Annotated in this window: 15 protein-coding genes; 12 read left to right on the forward strand and 3 right to left on the reverse strand. The window is 58.1% G+C overall.

What is annotated here, in order from left to right; all coding sequences use genetic code 11:
• Positions 1–3: 3 nt before the first annotated feature.
• The 6 genes from ugpB to SERAS12_RS00980 all read left to right on the forward strand — a co-directional run bounded on the left by ugpB (position 4) and on the right by SERAS12_RS00980 (position 6111).
• Positions 4–1323 (forward strand): sn-glycerol-3-phosphate ABC transporter substrate-binding protein UgpB, encoded by a 1320-nt coding sequence (ugpB, locus tag SERAS12_RS00955; protein ID WP_013811089.1) that lies wholly within the window; start codon positions 4–6, stop codon positions 1321–1323.
• A 161-nt stretch (positions 1324–1484) separates the two neighbouring features.
• Entirely contained in the window at positions 1485–2372 is an 888-nt protein-coding gene (ugpA, locus tag SERAS12_RS00960) for a sn-glycerol-3-phosphate ABC transporter permease UgpA (protein ID WP_013811090.1), read from the forward strand.
• Entirely contained in the window at positions 2369–3214 is an 846-nt protein-coding gene (gene ugpE, locus SERAS12_RS00965; protein ID WP_013811091.1) for a sn-glycerol-3-phosphate ABC transporter permease UgpE, read from the forward strand. Before ugpA ends, ugpE begins: the two co-directional genes overlap by 4 nt.
• Positions 3215–3230: 16 nt before the next feature.
• Positions 3231–4307 (forward strand): sn-glycerol-3-phosphate import ATP-binding protein UgpC, encoded by a 1077-nt coding sequence (locus tag SERAS12_RS00970; protein WP_013811092.1) that lies wholly within the window; start codon positions 3231–3233, stop codon positions 4305–4307.
• Positions 4304–5050, forward strand: a complete 747-nt coding sequence (gene ugpQ / locus SERAS12_RS00975) for a glycerophosphodiester phosphodiesterase (RefSeq protein ID WP_013811093.1) — start codon at positions 4304–4306, stop codon at positions 5048–5050. The genes SERAS12_RS00970 and ugpQ overlap by 4 nt, the downstream gene beginning before the upstream one ends.
• A gap of 104 nt (positions 5051–5154) precedes the next feature.
• Positions 5155–6111 carry an AEC family transporter gene (locus tag SERAS12_RS00980; RefSeq protein WP_013811094.1) on the forward strand — a complete coding sequence of 319 codons (957 nt, stop codon included), beginning with the start codon at positions 5155–5157 and terminating at the stop codon, positions 6109–6111.
• Here SERAS12_RS00980 and SERAS12_RS00985 read toward each other — a convergent pair.
• Positions 6092–6421, reverse strand: coding sequence for a hypothetical protein (locus tag SERAS12_RS00985; protein WP_013811095.1), 330 nt, complete (start codon positions 6419–6421; stop codon positions 6092–6094). The two genes, SERAS12_RS00980 and SERAS12_RS00985, sit on opposite strands and share 20 nt — an antisense overlap.
• Positions 6422–6573: 152 nt before the next feature.
• Between SERAS12_RS00985 and SERAS12_RS00990 the strand changes: the two genes are divergently transcribed.
• Positions 6574–7434, forward strand: coding sequence for a carboxylate/amino acid/amine transporter (locus SERAS12_RS00990; RefSeq protein ID WP_013811096.1), 861 nt, complete (start codon positions 6574–6576; stop codon positions 7432–7434).
• A gap of 36 nt (positions 7435–7470) precedes the next feature.
• Here SERAS12_RS00990 and metR read toward each other — a convergent pair whose 3' ends face one another.
• Entirely contained in the window at positions 7471–8421 is a 951-nt protein-coding gene (gene metR / locus SERAS12_RS00995; RefSeq protein ID WP_013811097.1) for an HTH-type transcriptional regulator MetR, read from the reverse strand.
• A gap of 105 nt (positions 8422–8526) precedes the next feature.
• Here metR and metE point away from each other — a divergent pair, with 105 nt between their 5' ends.
• A complete protein-coding gene (gene metE / locus SERAS12_RS01000; RefSeq protein WP_013811098.1) occupies positions 8527–10803 on the forward strand; it encodes a 5-methyltetrahydropteroyltriglutamate--homocysteine S-methyltransferase in 2277 nt (758 codons plus the stop codon).
• A gap of 132 nt (positions 10804–10935) precedes the next feature.
• Here the strand turns inward: metE and SERAS12_RS01005 are convergent, their stop codons facing one another.
• Complete coding sequence (locus tag SERAS12_RS01005; RefSeq protein ID WP_013811099.1) at positions 10936–11772, reverse strand: dienelactone hydrolase family protein; 837 nt, start codon at positions 11770–11772, stop codon at positions 10936–10938.
• Between the two features lie 509 nt (positions 11773–12281).
• Here SERAS12_RS01005 and udp point away from each other — a divergent pair.
• The 4 genes from udp to rmuC all read left to right on the forward strand — a co-directional run bounded on the left by udp (position 12282) and on the right by rmuC (position 16339).
• Positions 12282–13043 carry a uridine phosphorylase gene (gene udp / locus SERAS12_RS01010; RefSeq protein ID WP_013811100.1) on the forward strand — a complete coding sequence of 254 codons (762 nt, stop codon included), beginning with the start codon at positions 12282–12284 and terminating at the stop codon, positions 13041–13043.
• Between the two features lie 208 nt (positions 13044–13251).
• A complete protein-coding gene (locus SERAS12_RS01015; protein ID WP_013811101.1) occupies positions 13252–14034 on the forward strand; it encodes a tyrosine-protein phosphatase in 783 nt (260 codons plus the stop codon).
• 86 nt (positions 14035–14120) lie between these two features.
• The gene (locus SERAS12_RS01020; protein ID WP_041415824.1) at positions 14121–14651 is read left to right on the forward strand and encodes a DedA family protein; all 531 of its coding nucleotides are present in this window, start codon (positions 14121–14123) and stop codon (positions 14649–14651) included.
• Positions 14652–14791: 140 nt separating this feature from the next.
• Positions 14792–16339: a DNA recombination protein RmuC gene (gene rmuC, locus SERAS12_RS01025; protein ID WP_013811103.1), complete on the forward strand. Its 1548-nt coding sequence runs from the start codon at positions 14792–14794 to the stop codon at positions 16337–16339.
• Positions 16340–16369 lie beyond the last annotated feature (30 nt).

Raw genomic sequence — 16369 nt, forward strand, 5'->3', positions numbered from 1 at the left:
GGCATGCTCACCTACGCTATTCGCAAAACTACGCTGTGCGTCGCGTTGACCCTGGCGGTCAGCACTCAGGCACTGGCGGCGACCGAGATCCCGTTCTGGCATTCGATGGAAGGTGAACTGGGGAAAGAAGTGGATTCCCTGGCGGACCGCTTTAACCAGTCGCACAGCGACGTCAAAATCGTTCCGGTTTATAAGGGCAACTACGAACAGAGCCTGGCGGCGGGTATCGCGGCTTACCGTTCCGGCAAGGCGCCAGCGATTTTGCAAGTTTACGAAGTGGGCACCGCCACCATGATGGCGAGCAAAGCGATCAAACCGGTATACCAGGTGTTTAAAGACGCCGGCATCAACTTTGACGAATCGGTGTTCGTGCCGACGGTGGCCGGTTACTACACCGACAACAAGAGCGGCCATCTGCTGTCCCAGCCGTTCAACAGCTCCACCCCGGTGCTGTATTACAACAAAGATGCCTTCAAAAAAGCCGGCCTGAACCCGGATCAGCCGCCAAAAACCTGGCAAGAGCTGGCGGCGGACACCGCCAAACTGCGTGAGGCCGGCATGAAGTGCGGCTACGCCAGCGGCTGGCAGGGCTGGATCCAGCTCGAGAACTTCAGCGCCTGGCACGGTGTGCCGTTCGCTACCGAAAACAACGGCTTCGGCGGTGCGAATGCCAAGCTGGAGTTCAACAAAGCGTTGCAGGTCAAGCATATCCAACTGCTGGCGGACATGAACAAGAAGGGTGATTTCACCTATTTCGGTCGTAAGGACGAATCGACCGAGAAGTTCTACAGCGGCGACTGTGCCATCACTACCGCTTCTTCCGGTTCGCTGGCGGACATTAAACACTATGCCAAATTCAACTATGGCGTGGGCATGATGCCTTACGACGCCGACGCCAAGAATGCGCCGCAGAACGCCATCATCGGCGGCGCCAGCCTGTGGGTGATGAACGGCAAAGATACCGCCACCTACAAGGGCGTAGCCGAGTTCCTGCAGTATCTGGCGCAGCCGGCAATTGCCGCCGAATGGCACCAGAAAACCGGTTACCTGCCTATTACCACCGCCGCATACGATCTGACCAAGCAGCAGGGCTTCTATGACAAGAACCCGGGCGCCGACGTTGCGACGCGTCAGATGCTGAACAAGCCGCCATTGCCGTTCACCAAGGGCCTGCGTCTGGGCAATATGCCGCAGATCCGCAGCGTGGTGGATGAAGAATTGGAAGGCGTGTGGACCGGCAAGAAAACGCCACAGCAGGCGCTGGACGCTGCCGTACAACGCGGTGACGTGTTGCTGCGTCGCTTCGAGTCCCAGACCAAGTAATAACGGCTACTGCGCTTCGCCAGCCTGGGATTGGACAGTGTTCGCTCTCCTCATGGACTTTGTGTCCGTTCCGGGAGCCGTGCGCTGTCCGCACCCAGGCTGGCTTTGCTCGCGACGCCTTGCTTTGAGTCACCCGTTTTTGCCTTCATGAGTCCCTGATTATGAGCTCAGATCGTCCCGGTTTTGGCTGCAGCTGGCTGCCCTATGCGCTGGTGCTGCCGCAGTTGCTGATAACCGCAATATTCTTCCTGTGGCCCGCCGGCGAGGCGCTGTGGTATTCGGTGCAGAGCCTCGATCCTTTCGGCCTGTCCAGCCAGTTCGTCGGGTTGGATAACTTTAGCCAACTGTTCCAGGATCCGTACTACCTCGATTCTTTTTACACCACGTTGATTTTCAGCTTCCTGGTGGCCGGTATCGGGCTGGTGGTGTCGCTGTTCTTCGCCGCGTTGGTGGATTACGTGCTGCGTGGTAGCCGGATTTACCAGACGCTGATGATCTTGCCCTACGCCGTGGCCCCCGCTGTGGCGGCGGTATTGTGGATCTTCCTGTTTAACCCCGGCCTGGGGCTGATTACCCATTTCCTTGGCGGACTGGGTTACAACTGGAACCACGCGCAGAACAGCGGGCAGGCGATGTTCCTGGTGGTGCTGGCTTCGGTGTGGCAGCAAATCAGCTATAACTTCCTGTTTTTCCTGGCGGCGCTGCAATCGATCCCGCGTTCGCTGGTGGAAGCGGCGGCTATCGACGGCGCCGGCCCGGTGCGGCGTTTCTTCAACCTGGTGTTGCCGTTGATCACCCCGGTGAGCTTCTTCCTGCTGGTGGTTAATCTGGTGTACGCCTTCTTCGATACTTTCCCGGTGATTGATGCCGCCACCGGCGGTGGCCCGGTACAGTCCACCACCACGCTGATCTACAAGATCTACCGCGAAGGTTTTGCCGGTCTGGATCTGTCCAGCTCAGCGGCGCAGTCGGTGATCCTGATGCTGCTGGTGATTGGTCTGACGGTGATCCAGTTCCGCTTTGTCGAACGTAAGGTGCGCTACCAATGATTGAGAACCGACGCGGGCTGGATATCTTCAGCCACGTAATGCTGATTATCGGCGTGCTGGTGGTGCTGTTCCCGCTGTACGTGGCCTTTGTCGCCGCTACGCTGGACGATAAGCAGGTGTTTCAGGTGCCGATGACCCTGATACCGGGCGGCCATCTGTGGGAAAACATCCGCAATATCTGGCAGGGCGGCGTGGGCAACCTCAAGGTGCCGTTCTCGCTGTTGTTGCTGAACAGCGTGATCATGGCGCTGGCGATTACCTTCGGCAAAATCCTGGTGTCGGTGCTGTCGGCCTACGCCATCGTGTATTTCCGTTTTCCGCTGCGCAGCCTGTTTTTCTGGCTGATTTTCCTCACCCTGATGCTGCCGGTAGAAGTGCGTATTTTCCCGACGGTGGAGGTGATCTCCAACCTGAACCTGCTGGACAGCTACACCGGCCTGACGTTGCCGCTGATGGCCTCGGCGACCGCGACCTTTCTGCTGCGCCAGTTCTTCATGACGCTGCCGGATGAGCTGCTGGAAGCGGCGCGTATCGATGGTGCCGGGCCGATGCGCTTTTTCTGGGACATCGTGCTGCCGCTGTCGAAAACCAATCTGGCGGCGCTGTTTGTCATCACCTTTATCTACGGCTGGAACCAGTACCTGTGGCCGATCCTGATCACCAGCGACGCCTCGATGGGGACCGCGGTGGCGGGCATCAAGAGCATGATCTCCACCTCCGGCGCGCCGACCCAGTGGAATCAGGTAATGGCGGCGATGATTCTGACCTTAATTCCACCGCTGACGGTGGTTCTTCTGATGCAGCGCTGGTTTGTGCGCGGTCTCGTCGACAGCGAGAAGTAACGAGAGAAATGTTCACATGGCAGGTTTAAAACTACAGGCAGTCACCAAATCCTACGACGGTAAAACGCCGGTGATTAAGCAAATCGATCTCGACGTGGCGGACGGCGAGTTTATCGTGATGGTCGGCCCTTCAGGCTGCGGAAAATCGACGCTGCTGCGCATGGTCGCCGGGCTGGAACGCACCACCAGCGGCGATATTTATATCGACAGCCAGCGCGTGACTGATATGGAGCCGAAAGATCGCGGCATCGCGATGGTGTTTCAGAACTACGCACTGTATCCGCACATGAGCGTGTACGACAACATGGCCTATGGCCTGAAAATTCGCGGCTTCGGTAAACAGCATATCCAGCAGCGGGTGGAAGAAGCCGCGCGCATTCTGGAGCTGGAGCCGCTGTTGCAGCGCAAGCCGCGCGAGCTTTCCGGCGGGCAACGCCAGCGGGTGGCGATGGGGCGCGCCATTGTGCGTGAACCGGCGGTATTCCTGTTCGATGAACCTTTGTCCAACCTGGATGCCAAGCTGCGCGTGCAGATGCGCCTGGAATTGCAGCAGCTGCATCGCCGGCTGAAAACCACCAGCCTGTACGTCACGCACGATCAGGTTGAGGCGATGACGTTGGCGCAGCGGGTGATTGTGATGAACAAGGGCGTAGCGGAACAGATTGGCACCCCGAGCGAGGTTTACCAGCGCCCGGCGTCGCTATTTGTCGCCAGCTTTATCGGCTCTCCGGCGATGAACCTGCTGCCCGGCACGTTGAGCGCCGACGGCAGCCAACTGTTGCTGGCCGGCGGGATGACGCTGAATTTACCTCAGGCCCAAACACAGTGGGGTGGCCGCCCGTTGACGCTTGGCATCCGTCCGGAGCATATTCAACTGACCACCCTTGAACAAGGCGGCGTGCCGCTGGAGCTGCAAACGCTGGAGCTGCTGGGCGCAGATAATCTGGCGCACGGGCAATGGGGCGGCCACGGCGTGATTGCGCGGTTGTCGCATGAAACTATGCCGACGGCGGGCAGCACGCTATATTTGCAACTGCCTGCACAGGCGCTGCACTTTTTTGATTCAAACAGCGGATTACGGATGGAACAATGACCACAGCCTGGCCTTATCCTCATATCGTCGCCCACCGCGGCGGCGGTTCCCTGGCACCGGAGAATACCCTGGCGGCGATCGACGTTGGCGCGCGGCACGGCCACAAAATGATTGAGTTCGACGTCAAGCTGGCGCAGGACGGGCAGATCTTTTTGTTGCATGACGATACCCTCGATCGCACCAGCGACGGTTGGGGCGTGGCGGGCGAGCTGCCCTGGGACAAGCTGGTGCAACTGGATGCCGGCAACTGGTACAACTCCGCCTACAAGGGCGAGCGTCTGCCGTTGCTGTTGGAAGTAGCAGAACGCTGTCAGCAGCACGGCATGATGGCGAATATCGAAATCAAACCCACCACCGGCGCTGACGATGAAACCGGCCGCGTAGTGGCGCTGGCAGCACGGCTGTTGTGGCAAGGCCAGACCGAGCCGCTGCTTTCTTCGTTCTCGGTTGAGGCGCTTGAGGCGGCACAGCGTACGGTGCCGGACCTGCCGCGCGGCCTGTTGCTGGATGAATGGGATGACAACTGGCAGGCGCTGACAGAGCGGCTGGGTTGCGTGTCGCTGCATATCAACCATAAAGAGCTGACCGCTGAGCGGGTCGCGGCGCTGAAGGCGGCCGGCCTGCGCATTCTGGTGTATACCGTTAACCAGCCGGCGCGTGCGCGCCTGTTGTTGAACTGGGGCGTTGACTGTATTTGTACCGACCGGATAGATTTAATCGGCCCGGATTTTCCCAACGAATAAACCTCTGTTGCTACGGGCGCAGTCTGCTGCGCCCGTGAATTTGCCGGCGCCTGTTGATTCTTGCGACGTCAGCCCCTTGCCGCCGCGCTAACGGAAGGGATGTGATGTCTGTCTTTATTGTTTCTCTGTGGCACCAGATAGCGCTGTCTTTGCCGCTATTTGTTCTGATCGTGCTGGGGTATGGCCTTATCCGCTGGGGTAAGTGGCCGGCCACCATCACCGATGGTTTGACCCGTTTCGTCTTCTCCCTGGCGCTGCCCGCCATGTTATTTCGCATGATGTGCGATTTCTCGCAACGCCCGGTGGTGGATGCCCGCTTGCTGATCGCTTTTTTCGGCAGTTGCCTGATCGTGTTCGTTATGGGCCGTATCACCGCGCGCCGGATGTTTAAACTGGATGGGGTATCCGGTTCGGTGTTCGCGCTGGGGGGGATTTTCTCCAATAACGTGATGCTGGGCCTGCCGATCGCCAGCGTGATGTTGGGTGAGGCAGCGATCCCTTCGGTTGCTCTGGTGCTGGTATTTAACGGGCTGATCCTCTGGACGCTGGTAACCCTCTCGATCGAATGGGCGCGCAACGGCTCGCCCACCCTGCACGGCTTTATCAAAACCGCGCGCAGCGTGCTCACCAATCCCCTGATTATCGGCATTCTCTCAGGTACGCTGTTTAGCCTGACCGGGCTGCCGTTGCCGACGTTTGTCGATCAGCCGGTCAGTATGCTCGGCCAGGTGGCGGCACCTCTGTCGCTGGTGGTGCTGGGAATGGGGTTGGCGGAATATCGTATCAGCGAAGGGTGGCAACTGAGCAGCGCCATGTGTTTCTTCAAGCTGATCGTCCAGCCGCTGATCATCTGGCTGCTGGCCTGGATGATGGACCTGCCGCCAATGGAAACCCGCGTGGTGGTGCTGCTGGGTTCAATGGCGGTCGGGGTCAATGTGTACCTGATGTCACGCCAGTTCAACGTGCTTACCGGCCCGGCCGCCACCAGTCTGGTGATGTCCACCGCGCTGGCGGCGGTCACTACGCCGCTGATACTCACCATTATGGGCGTGCGGGTGTAACGGGCATCTGCGTTTGCGGCACCGTCGGTGACGTGCGGTTAAACGGATTGCGCGGTTGGTTGCCGTTTGGCAGCAATTGCCCGCCGTTTGGCGCATTTCGCAGCAACTTTTGCTGATTGTCGTCGAATTGTTGCTGTTGTTGCCGGCGGCGTTGATCCAACTGTTGGTTATTCAGCATGCGTTGCTGCTGCATCTGCTGATTGCGCTGGTTAAGGAACTGCTGTTGCGAACTGAGCTCGGTTACGCCATTGGCCGCCGTTGCCAGCCCGGACAGCAACAGCAGGCCATACAGAATACGATAACTTTTCATGATATTTATCCTCGCTTTTAATTAAGCCTAACCCACCGGCGAAAAATTGCCGAAAAGTTTATATTTTGCACAACCGTAAACCGCCTTTTCATCACGCAGCATTTCGCCTTCCGTTACAATCGCCTTTTCTGATTGTTTAGGGTGAACCCGACGTGCTGCTTCTGGTAATTACTACCGTCTTATGGGCGTTCTCTTTCAGCCTGATTGGCGAATATCTGGCGGGCCAGGTCGACAGCTGGTTCTCGGTGCTGATGCGTATCGGGCTGGCGGCGTTGGTCTTCCTGCCTTTCCTGCGCTGGCGCAATATCAAACCGAAAGTGATCCTGATGTACATGCTGGTGGGCGCCTGCCAATTGGGTATCATGTACCTGTTCAGCTTCCGTGCCTACATGTACCTGACGGTACCGGAATTCCTGCTGTTTACCGTGCTTACGCCGCTGTACGTCACGCTGATTTACGACCTGATCAGCGGTCAACGCCTGCGCTGGGCCTATGTGTTCAGCGCGTTGCTGGCGGTACTGGGCGCGGCGATCATCCGTTACCATCAATTGAGCGAGCATTTCTGGTGGGGGCTGTTGCTGGTGCAGGCGGCGAATATCAGCTTCGCCATCGGCATGGTCGGTTACAAGCGCCTGATGGAAGTGCACCCGCTGCCGCAACATACGGCGTTTTCCTGGTTCTACCTCGGAGCCTTGGTGGTCGCGGTGGTCGCCTGGTGTCTGTGGGGTAATCCGCAACAGTTGCCGACCACTAACCTGCAATGGGGCATTCTGGTGTGGCTGGGCGTGGTGGCTTCCGGGTTGGGCTATTTCATGTGGAACTACGGTGCAACGCAGGTGGATGCCGGGACGCTCGGCATTATGAATAACATGCACGTGCCCGCCGGGTTGCTGGTGAATTTGGCTATCTGGCAGCAGCAACCGCACTGGCCGAGTTTTATTATCGGCGGGGCGGTGATTGTTGCTTCGCTGTGGGTGCACCGCCGCTGGGTGGCGCCAAAGCAGGTGAATTGAAACCACGGGCTACCCAAGCGCAGGCAGCCCGCAAAATCAGGCTTGTGAAGACAGCGGCTTGATGCTGGCGGCGAGGGTGCCCGGGCGCGCAGCGTCGCGTACGAACGGCAGGTGATTGCAGGCGTGTTGACGCGCTGAGCGGATAAAGGCTTCCGTCACCGCCTGGCGCTGCTCGCCGTCGCGTACCGCGGCATACAGGCGGCTCCACAGGCCATCGCCCAGGGTTTTTGTCACCACCAGCCCCTGGCGTTCAAAACTTTCGACTACCCAATGCGGCAGCGCCGCAATCCCCATCCGTGCCGACACCATCTGGATCAGCAGCAAGGTGTTATCGACGTTTTTCAGCGCCGGGCTGATGCCGGCCGGTTGCAGGAAATGACGCCATATATCCAGCCGCTGGCGCTGCACCGGATAAATCATCAGCGTCTCATCGCTCAAATCTTCCGGCTCAATCTGCAGTTTGCCGGCCAGCGGGTGATCCGGCGCCAGCACCAGACGCACCTCGAAATCAAACATCGGCGAATAGTGCAGGCCGCTGCGCGGCAGGATGTCTGAGGTCAGCACCAGATCCAACTCCCCCTGTTGCAGCGCCGGTTGCGGATCAAAAGTGACGCCGGACTTAAAGTCCATCACCACCTGCGGGAAGCTCTGGCGGAAGTTGTCCAACGCGGGCGTCAGCCACTGAATGCAGCTGTGGCATTCGATGGCGATGCGCAGCGTGGTTTGATGCGGCTCGTGGCACGCCTGCAACGCCTGCTGGATTTGCGGCAGTACCTGTTCCGCCAGCTGTAACAGGATTTCTCCCTGCACGGTAAAGCGCAGCGGTTGGCTTTTTCGAACGAACAGTTTGAAGCCCAGACGCTGCTCCAGATCGCTGAACTGGTGCGACAGGGCCGATTGCGTCTGATGGAGTTGGGCCGCGGCGGCCGCCAGAGAGCCGGTGTTGCGCAGAGCCTGCAGCGTCCGTAAATGTTTCAGTTCGATCATGAGAGTCCTTCACAGTGACAGTGAATAAATTGCGCTTGTGGTTAATACAGTACCTGCGGATTATGGATGTGTAAACATCTGGACGGCTAAATGAGGAATATGACGATGGCAATTCTAAATCACACTCTGGGTTTTCCACGCGTTGGGCTGCGACGTGAACTGAAAAAAGCTCAGGAAAGTTACTGGGCAGGCAACTCAACGCAGGAAGAACTGCTGGCGGTTGGCCGCGAGCTGCGCGCTCGCCATTGGCAACAGCAACAGCAGGCCGGGGTGGATTTGGTGCCGGTCGGCGATTTCGCCTGGTACGATCATGTATTGACCACCAGCTTGCTGTTGGGCAACGTGCCGGCACGTCATCAAAATGCGGATGGCTCAATCGATCTGGATCAGCTGTTTCGTCTGGGCCGTGGCCGTGCACCGACCGGTGAACCGGCGGCGGCGGCGGAAATGACCAAGTGGTTTAACACCAACTACCACTACATGGTGCCTGAATTTCAGAAGGGCCAGCAGTTCAAACTGGGTTGGACTCAATTGCTGGATGAAGTTGACGAAGCGCTGGCGCTGGGCCACAAAATCAAGCCTGTGCTGCTGGGGCCGGTCACTTACCTGTGGTTGGGCAAAGTGAAGGGTGAGCCGTTTGATCGACTGTCGTTGCTGAAGGACATTCTGCCGGTTTACCGGCAGGTTCTGGGTGAACTGGCGAAGCGCGGCGTAGAGTGGGTGCAGATCGACGAACCTGCACTGGTGCTGGAGCTGCCGCAGGCATGGCTCGACGCTTTCAAACCGGCTTACGACGCGTTGCAGGGGCAGGTAAAACTGCTGTTGACCACCTATTTCGACAGCGTTGGTCATAACCTCGACACTATCCGCGCATTGCCGGTACAGGGCCTGCATGTCGATCTGGTGGCCGGTCACGACGATATCGCCGTATTGCACAAGGCATTGCCAAAAGAGTGGCTGCTGTCGCTGGGCGTCATCAATGGCCGTAACGTCTGGCGTGCCGACCTGAGCAGCTGGTTCGACCGTCTGCAACCGCTGGTTAACAGCCGTCCGCTGTGGATTGGCACCTCTTGCTCCCTGTTGCACAGTCCCATCGATCTGAGCGTGGAAACCCGCCTGGATGAAGAAGTGAAGAGCTGGTTCGCCTTCGCTCTGCAAAAATGCGCTGAAGTGGCTTTGCTAAGCGCGGCGCTGAACGCGCCAGGTGCAGAAAAGCGGGCAGAACTGGACGCGTACAGCGCACCAATCCGCGCTCGTCGTCAGTCCAGCCGCGTACATAATGCGCAGGTAGGCCAACGTCTGACCGCCGTTACCGCACAAGACAGCGAGCGCCACAGCCCTTACTCTCAGCGCGCTCAGGCGCAACGTGAACGCTTCAACCTGCCGGCCTGGCCGACCACCACTATCGGCTCATTCCCGCAGACCACCGAAATCCGCAGCCTGCGCCTGGACTTCAAACAGGGGCGTCTGGACGGCAACAATTACCGCACCAGCATTAGCGAGCACATCAAACAGGCGATCGTTGAACAAGAACGTCTGGGCCTGGACGTGCTGGTGCACGGCGAAGCCGAGCGTAATGACATGGTGGAATATTTCGGCGAGAACCTTGACGGCTTCGTCTTCACCCAAAATGGCTGGGTACAGAGCTACGGTTCCCGCTGCGTAAAACCGCCGGTGATCATTGGCGACATCAGCCGTCCTGAAGCCATCACCGTTGAGTGGGCGAGGTATGCGCAATCGCTGACCGACAAGCCGGTAAAAGGCATGTTGACCGGCCCGGTGACCATCCTTTGCTGGTCATTCCCGCGTGAAGACGTAACCCGTGAAGTGATCGCCAAGCAGATCGCCCTGGCGCTGCGCGACGAAGTAGAAGATCTGGAAAAAGCCGGTATCGGCATCATCCAGATTGACGAACCGGCACTGCGTGAAGGGTTGCCGCTGCGTCAATCCGACTGGGCCGCTTATCTGGACTGGGCAGTGGATGCCTTCAAACTGAACGCTGCCGTGGCGCAGGATGACACGCAGATCCACACGCACATGTGTTACTGCGAATTCAACGACATCATGGATTCCATCGCGGCGCTGGATGCCGACGTGATCACTATCGAAACCTCGCGTTCCGATATGGATCTGCTGGAAGCCTTCAAAGAGTTCGAGTATCCAAACGAAATTGGCCCAGGCGTGTACGACATCCACTCGCCAAACGTGCCAAGCGTGGAATGGATCGAAGCGCTGCTGCGTAAAGCGGCGCAGAACATCCCGGCGGAACGCCTGTGGGTTAACCCGGATTGTGGCCTGAAAACCCGTGGCTGGCCGGAAACCCGTCAGTCGCTGGCCAACATGGTGTTGGCGGCTCAGCGCCTGCGCCAGCAGCAAGCCTGATCGGAGTGCGTTGCCCGGCCATTGAAGGCCGGCGTGCAATCAATAAGGTTCTGGTGTGATTATTTTGGGCGCTTCGGCGCCCTTTTTTACATTGCAGGCGGCCACCGGTGAAGGCAGCCGTGAGGGGAGGGGTTATTTGACGCCGACCACGCCGTGTTGAGCGAACCATGCCAGCATGCGTTGCCAGCCGTCCGTCGCCGCTTCGGCATCGTAACTTGGGCGATAATCGGCATTGAAAGCATGACCCGCTTCGGGGTAGACCACGATCTCGGCATCGGCGTTAGCTGCGCGAATCGCCTGGCGCATGGTTTCCACCGTTTCCAGTGGAATTCCGCTGTCCTGGCCGCCGTATAATCCCAGCACTGGTGCAGAAAGCTGCGTAGCCACATCGACCGGGTGTTTTGGCGAGTTCAGCGTTTTTTCGCCCACTAACTTGCCGTACCAGGCTACCGCTGCCTTCAGTTGCGGGTTATGCGCGGCATACAGCCAGGTAATACGGCCGCCCCAGCAGAAACCGGTAATCGCCAGCTTGCCGGCGTCGCCGCCGTGGCGGCTGGCCCAATGGGCTGCGTGGTCGAGATCGGCCAGCACCTGGCTGTCCGGCACCTTGCCCACCAGTTTCTGGAACAATTCGCTTATGTCGGTGTAATCCCTGGCATCCCCCTGGCGGAAGTACAACTCTGGCGCTATCGCCAGGTAGCCCTGTTTCGCCAGGCGGCGGCACAGATCCTGAATATGCTCGTGAACGCCAAAAATCTCTTGTACCACCAGCACCACGGGGAAGGGGCCGTTGTGGTTCGCCGGCTTGGCAATATAGGCCGGCAGGTTGTCACCTTGCGAGGGAATGGTGGTTTCCCCGGCATGAATGCCCTGTTCGTCGGTAAGCACAGTAGAGGCGGCCAACGGCGTTACGGCCGGGGCGAATCCCCCCTGAGCCTGTTTTAATGTCATCACATGGTCGGTTTTCATTGCGGTCTCCGTGCAATAGAAAAAAGCGCTGAGAATAACTATAGGAAAGATTACCCGTTATTGGCACCCGGTTGAGCATTTTCGGTCAAGTCTGTAAAAAACGATTAATTATCTGGTTTTAACGCACTTTTGTTATCTTTTTATCAGGATATTGTGCATTTTGGCCTGTATTAGCGCCATAAGGTACGTTAGCCCCATTTTTTGTTGCTAAGTCACCGATAAAATAAGGCTATTTTTCGGTAGCGACATAAGTGGCCTCGTGGTGGAAAAGGGGGCTTGTCGCCAAGAGGAAAGGCGGTAAACGGCGGGCTGTTTTGTCGGCTAGACTTGTGGCAGGTGCGACGTTTATAGCGTCTTTGGGTTATTTTTTGTGACTTAAATCACAAAAAATATGTAGATTGATCTTTGTTTCTTTATTCATGGTGATGGCCATCACGAAATTGGATGGCGATTTTCAGTAGAGTACTTTTTTGTTCCTCCCAATAAACATGATCTATGAGGAGTCTCGTATGTCTCAATCTGATGTTTTTCATCTTGGCCTCACTAAAAACGATTTACAAGGGGCCCAGCTTGCCATCGTTCCGGGCGATCCGCAGCGCGTAGAGAAAATTGCCAAGCTGATGGAAAATCCGGTGCACCTGGCTTCCCATCGTGAATTTACTACCTGGCGCGCAGAGCTGGACGGCAAGGCGGTGATCGTCTGCTCCACCGGCATCGGCGGCCCGTCTACCTCGATCGCCGTTGAAGAACTGGCGCAACTGGGGATCCGTACCTTCCTGCGTATCGGCACCACCGGGGCTATTCAGTCGAACATCAACGTCGGTGACGTGCTGGTCACTACCGCGGCGGTTCGCCTTGACGGCGCCAGCCTGCACTTTGCGCCGATGGAATTCCCGGCCGTGGCCGACTTCGCCTGCACCACCGCACTGGTCGAGGCCGCCAAGGCCAGCGGTGCCACCACGCATATTGGCGTGACCGCGTCTTCTGACACCTTCTATCCGGGCCAGGAACGTTACGATACCTATTCCGGCCGCGTCGTCAGCCGCTTTAAGGGCTCGATGGAAGAATGGCAGGCGATGGGCGTGATGAACTATGAAATGGAATCCGCCACTCTGCTGACCATGTGTGCAAGCCAGGGCCTGCGTGCAGGTATGGTTGCCGGCGTGATCGTCAACCGCACCCAGCAGGAAATTCCAAACGCAGAAACCATGAAAAACACCGAAAGCAAAGCGGTACAGATTGTGGTTGAAGCGGCGCGCCGCCTGCTGTAGTTGCTTCCCACCTTCAACGGGCCGCCAACGCGGCCCGTTTTTCCATTCAGCCTTAATCTGTTACGGTTATACCCACGCCTTGCAAACTGCGGTTGGCCGCAACGTGAAAGCCTGGGTGTATATAGCCCTCAGCGCCCTCCTTTCGGCCGTCTCTTTATCCGTTGATTTTTCAGGTTGCGCCTTTTAGACAATAACCACGAGGACGTCTATGACCGCCCAAATTCTGCTTCATCCTTCACTTGCTCCGCTTGATGGCGGCATTAACTTCCGCGATCTAGGCGGCAACAGCGTCGTCGATGGTCGCCGTATCAAACGCGGTCTGTTGTTCCGTTCCGGCTCGCTGGATTGCCTGACGGAAAACGACTGCGCCTTCCTGGCCGGCGTGCCGGTGCGTTCGGTGCTGGACTACCGCGACGCCGATGAAGTGCAGGGCAAGCCTGATATTCTGTGGCGTGGCGCCGATTACCATCATGTTCCGGCCAACCCATTGAGCAGTAAGGTTAATGCTAACCTGGAAAAGCTGACCAGTCAGACGCTGGCCGGTTTCGACGCGCAGGCGTTTATGCAGGAGCTGTATCGCCGGCTGCCGTTCGGCAATCCTGCATATAAACGGCTGACCCAACTGCTGAAGGCCCCCGATAGCGGCGCGATCGTCCAGCATTGCGCGGTGGGCAAGGATCGCACCGGGGTGGGGGCGGCGCTGGTGTTGTTTGCCCTGGGGGCCGACGAGGCGACGGTAGTTGAAGATTACCTGCTGACCGAAACCACGCTGGCGACTTTCCGCGAGCACATGCTGGATCAACTGTCGATTCGCCTGAACGCCTCGGCGCTGGGGCAGTTCACCTACGTGCTAAGCGTTCGCGAAGAGTTCCTGATGACAGCGCTGAGCTGTATTCGCGCTCAATATGGTTCCACCGATCGCTGGCTGGAGGCAGAATACGGCCTGGGCCCAAGTCAGCGTGAAACGCTGCAGGCGTTCTACCTCGAGTAAACCGCTACATGTTTAGTCGGGGTTTAACCTGCCCCGGCCGGCATTGCGTATCCTTGGCACAGAAAACCCCGCATCAGGAGCCCGTATTGAGCCTCAACGACATTATCAACTGGGTCAGCGACGCCGTGCGTCAGCACGAAGGTTGGGCCATCCCCATTATTTTCTTCCTGGCATTCGGCGAATCGCTGGCGTTCCTGTCCCTGCTGTTGCCGGCCACGGTGATCCTGCTGGCGTTGGGCGCGTTGATTGGCGAGAGCGGCATCGCTTTTTGGCCTATCTGGGCCGCCGCCGCCATAGGGGCATTTTTCGGCGACTGGCTTTCTTACTGGATCGGTTACCACTATCAAGACCGCGTGGCGCACATGTGGCCGCTATCGCGTAATCCGCAGTTGCTGGACCGCGGCCATGCGTTTTTTGAACGCTGGGGAGTGTTGGGTATTTTTATCGGCCGTTTCTTCGGCCCGCTGCGCGCGGTGGTGCCGCTGGTCGGCGGTATCTGCGGCATGCCCCAACGTTACTTCCAACTGGCGAATATCACTTCAGCGATGATCTGGGCGTTCGGCATTCTTGCGCCGGGGGCGTTTGGCATCAAGTGGTTAAGCCAGTGGTTTGGCTAGTTTTTGCCTGACTTGCGCGGCGTTTCGCAATATTGCGTTGCCGGGGCAAAATCAAACTGGACATCCATACAGCATCCCCTTAACGTGACGGGCAACGGGCGCATAAACGCAGGAACGGCAAGGCGTAACAGGAGGCAGGGGTGGATACCAGTTTGGTTTACGGTGTGGGCGGAGTCGTGGTCGGCATGCTGCTGGGGTGGTTGATCGCCAGCCTGCGCGTGCAGCAGGCCCATGCGCAGCATGAAACCGAGCTGCGGCTGCTGGAACAGTCATTGCAGCAGGCACAGCAGGAAACGGCGGCCCGGCAGGAAATTCTACAGAGAAATGAACAGCAAATGCGGCAAACCGATTTGGAACTGCGCAATTTGCACAGCCAATTGGCGGCCGGGCATGAAAAATTGCAGCAGCTCAATCACTGGCGCAACGAATGTGAACTGCTCAATCAGGAGCTGCGCGCCCAGCGTGAGGTCAACAGTGCTCAGGAAGCTGAACTGCGCGAAGTGACCATCCGTCTGGAAGAGACCCGCATGGCGGCGGAAGAGAAGCAGCGCCTGTTGATCAACAGCGAACAGCGGCTCACCACCCAGTTTGAAAACCTGGCCAACCGCATCTTCGAACACAGCGGGCGCAAGGTGAACGAACAGAACCAGCAAAGCCTGGATCGCCTGTTGCTGCCGTTGCGCGAGCAACTGGATGGTTTCCGCCGGCAGGTGCAGGACAGCTTTGGCCAGGAAGCCCGCGAACGCCATACTCTGACCCATGAAATACGTAACCTGCAGCAACTCAACGCACAAATGGCGCGCGAGGCGATTAACCTCACCAAGGCGCTGAAAGGCGACAATAAAACCCAGGGCAATTGGGGTGAGGTGGTGCTGAGTCGGGTGCTGGAAGCCTCGGGTTTGCGCGAGGGGCACGAGTATGAAACTCAGGTTAATGTGCGGTTGGATCATCAGAGCCGTATGCAGCCTGACGTTATTGTGCGTCTGCCGCAGGGTAAGGACGTTGTGATCGATGCGAAAATGTCGCTGGTCGCCTACGAACGTTATTTCAACAGTGAAGATGAAGAGGAACGCGAGGCGGCGCTGAGCGAGCATATTGCCTCGCTGCGCGGCCACATTCGCTTGCTGGGGCGCAAAGATTATCAACAGTTGCCCGGTCTGCGTTCACTGGACTATGTGTTGATGTTTATTCCGGTGGAGCCGGCTTTCCTGCTGGCCATCGACCGGGAGCCGGAATTGATAAGCGAAGCGCTTAAACACAATATTATGCTGGTCAGCCCGACCACGCTATTGGTGGCGCTTCGCACCATTACCAACCTGTGGCGCTATGAGCACCAGAGCCAGAATGCTCAGCGCATTGCCGACCGGGCGGCGCGGCTGTATGACAAGATGCGGCTGTTTGTCGACGACATGTCGGCGCTGGGGCAGAGCCTGGACAAGGCCCAGGGGAGTTATCGCCAGGCGATGAACAAACTGAGCGAAGGCCGTGGTAATCTTATCGGCCAAACCGAAGGGTTCCGCGCGCTGGGGGTTGAGGTGAAACGACCGATCAATCCGTTGCTGGCACAGCAAGCCGGCGCGCAGCATGATGAAGACGATGAGGCAGCGGATGACGATGACGTCAACGCGCTGCCGCAGGCGGAAGACGACGATTCCGCCGAAGAACCACGCTCCGCTTCGCAGGCATGACAGCCGCCTCGAGGTGGGGTATTCCGTGGG

Origin of the sequence: Serratia sp. AS12 (genome assembly GCF_000214195.1) — a bacterium.
Classification (GTDB): Bacteria; Pseudomonadota; Gammaproteobacteria; order Enterobacterales; family Enterobacteriaceae; genus Serratia; species Serratia plymuthica.

Coding starts and splice junctions, on each gene's coding strand:
- ugpB (WP_013811089.1), top strand. CDS start 4: ATGCTCACCTACGCTATTCGCAAAACTACGCTGTGCGTCGCGTTGACC.
- ugpA (WP_013811090.1), top strand. CDS start 1,485: ATGAGCTCAGATCGTCCCGGTTTTGGCTGCAGCTGGCTGCCCTATGCG.
- ugpE (WP_013811091.1), top strand. CDS start 2,369: ATGATTGAGAACCGACGCGGGCTGGATATCTTCAGCCACGTAATGCTG.
- SERAS12_RS00970 (WP_013811092.1), top strand. CDS start 3,231: ATGGCAGGTTTAAAACTACAGGCAGTCACCAAATCCTACGACGGTAAA.
- ugpQ (WP_013811093.1), top strand. CDS start 4,304: ATGACCACAGCCTGGCCTTATCCTCATATCGTCGCCCACCGCGGCGGC.
- SERAS12_RS00980 (WP_013811094.1), top strand. CDS start 5,155: ATGTCTGTCTTTATTGTTTCTCTGTGGCACCAGATAGCGCTGTCTTTG.
- SERAS12_RS00985 (WP_013811095.1), bottom strand. CDS start 6,421: ATGAAAAGTTATCGTATTCTGTATGGCCTGCTGTTGCTGTCCGGGCTG.
- metR (WP_013811097.1), bottom strand. CDS start 8,421: ATGATCGAACTGAAACATTTACGGACGCTGCAGGCTCTGCGCAACACC.
- metE (WP_013811098.1), top strand. CDS start 8,527: ATGGCAATTCTAAATCACACTCTGGGTTTTCCACGCGTTGGGCTGCGA.
- SERAS12_RS01005 (WP_013811099.1), bottom strand. CDS start 11,772: ATGAAAACCGACCATGTGATGACATTAAAACAGGCTCAGGGGGGATTC.
- udp (WP_013811100.1), top strand. CDS start 12,282: ATGTCTCAATCTGATGTTTTTCATCTTGGCCTCACTAAAAACGATTTA.
- SERAS12_RS01015 (WP_013811101.1), top strand. CDS start 13,252: ATGACCGCCCAAATTCTGCTTCATCCTTCACTTGCTCCGCTTGATGGC.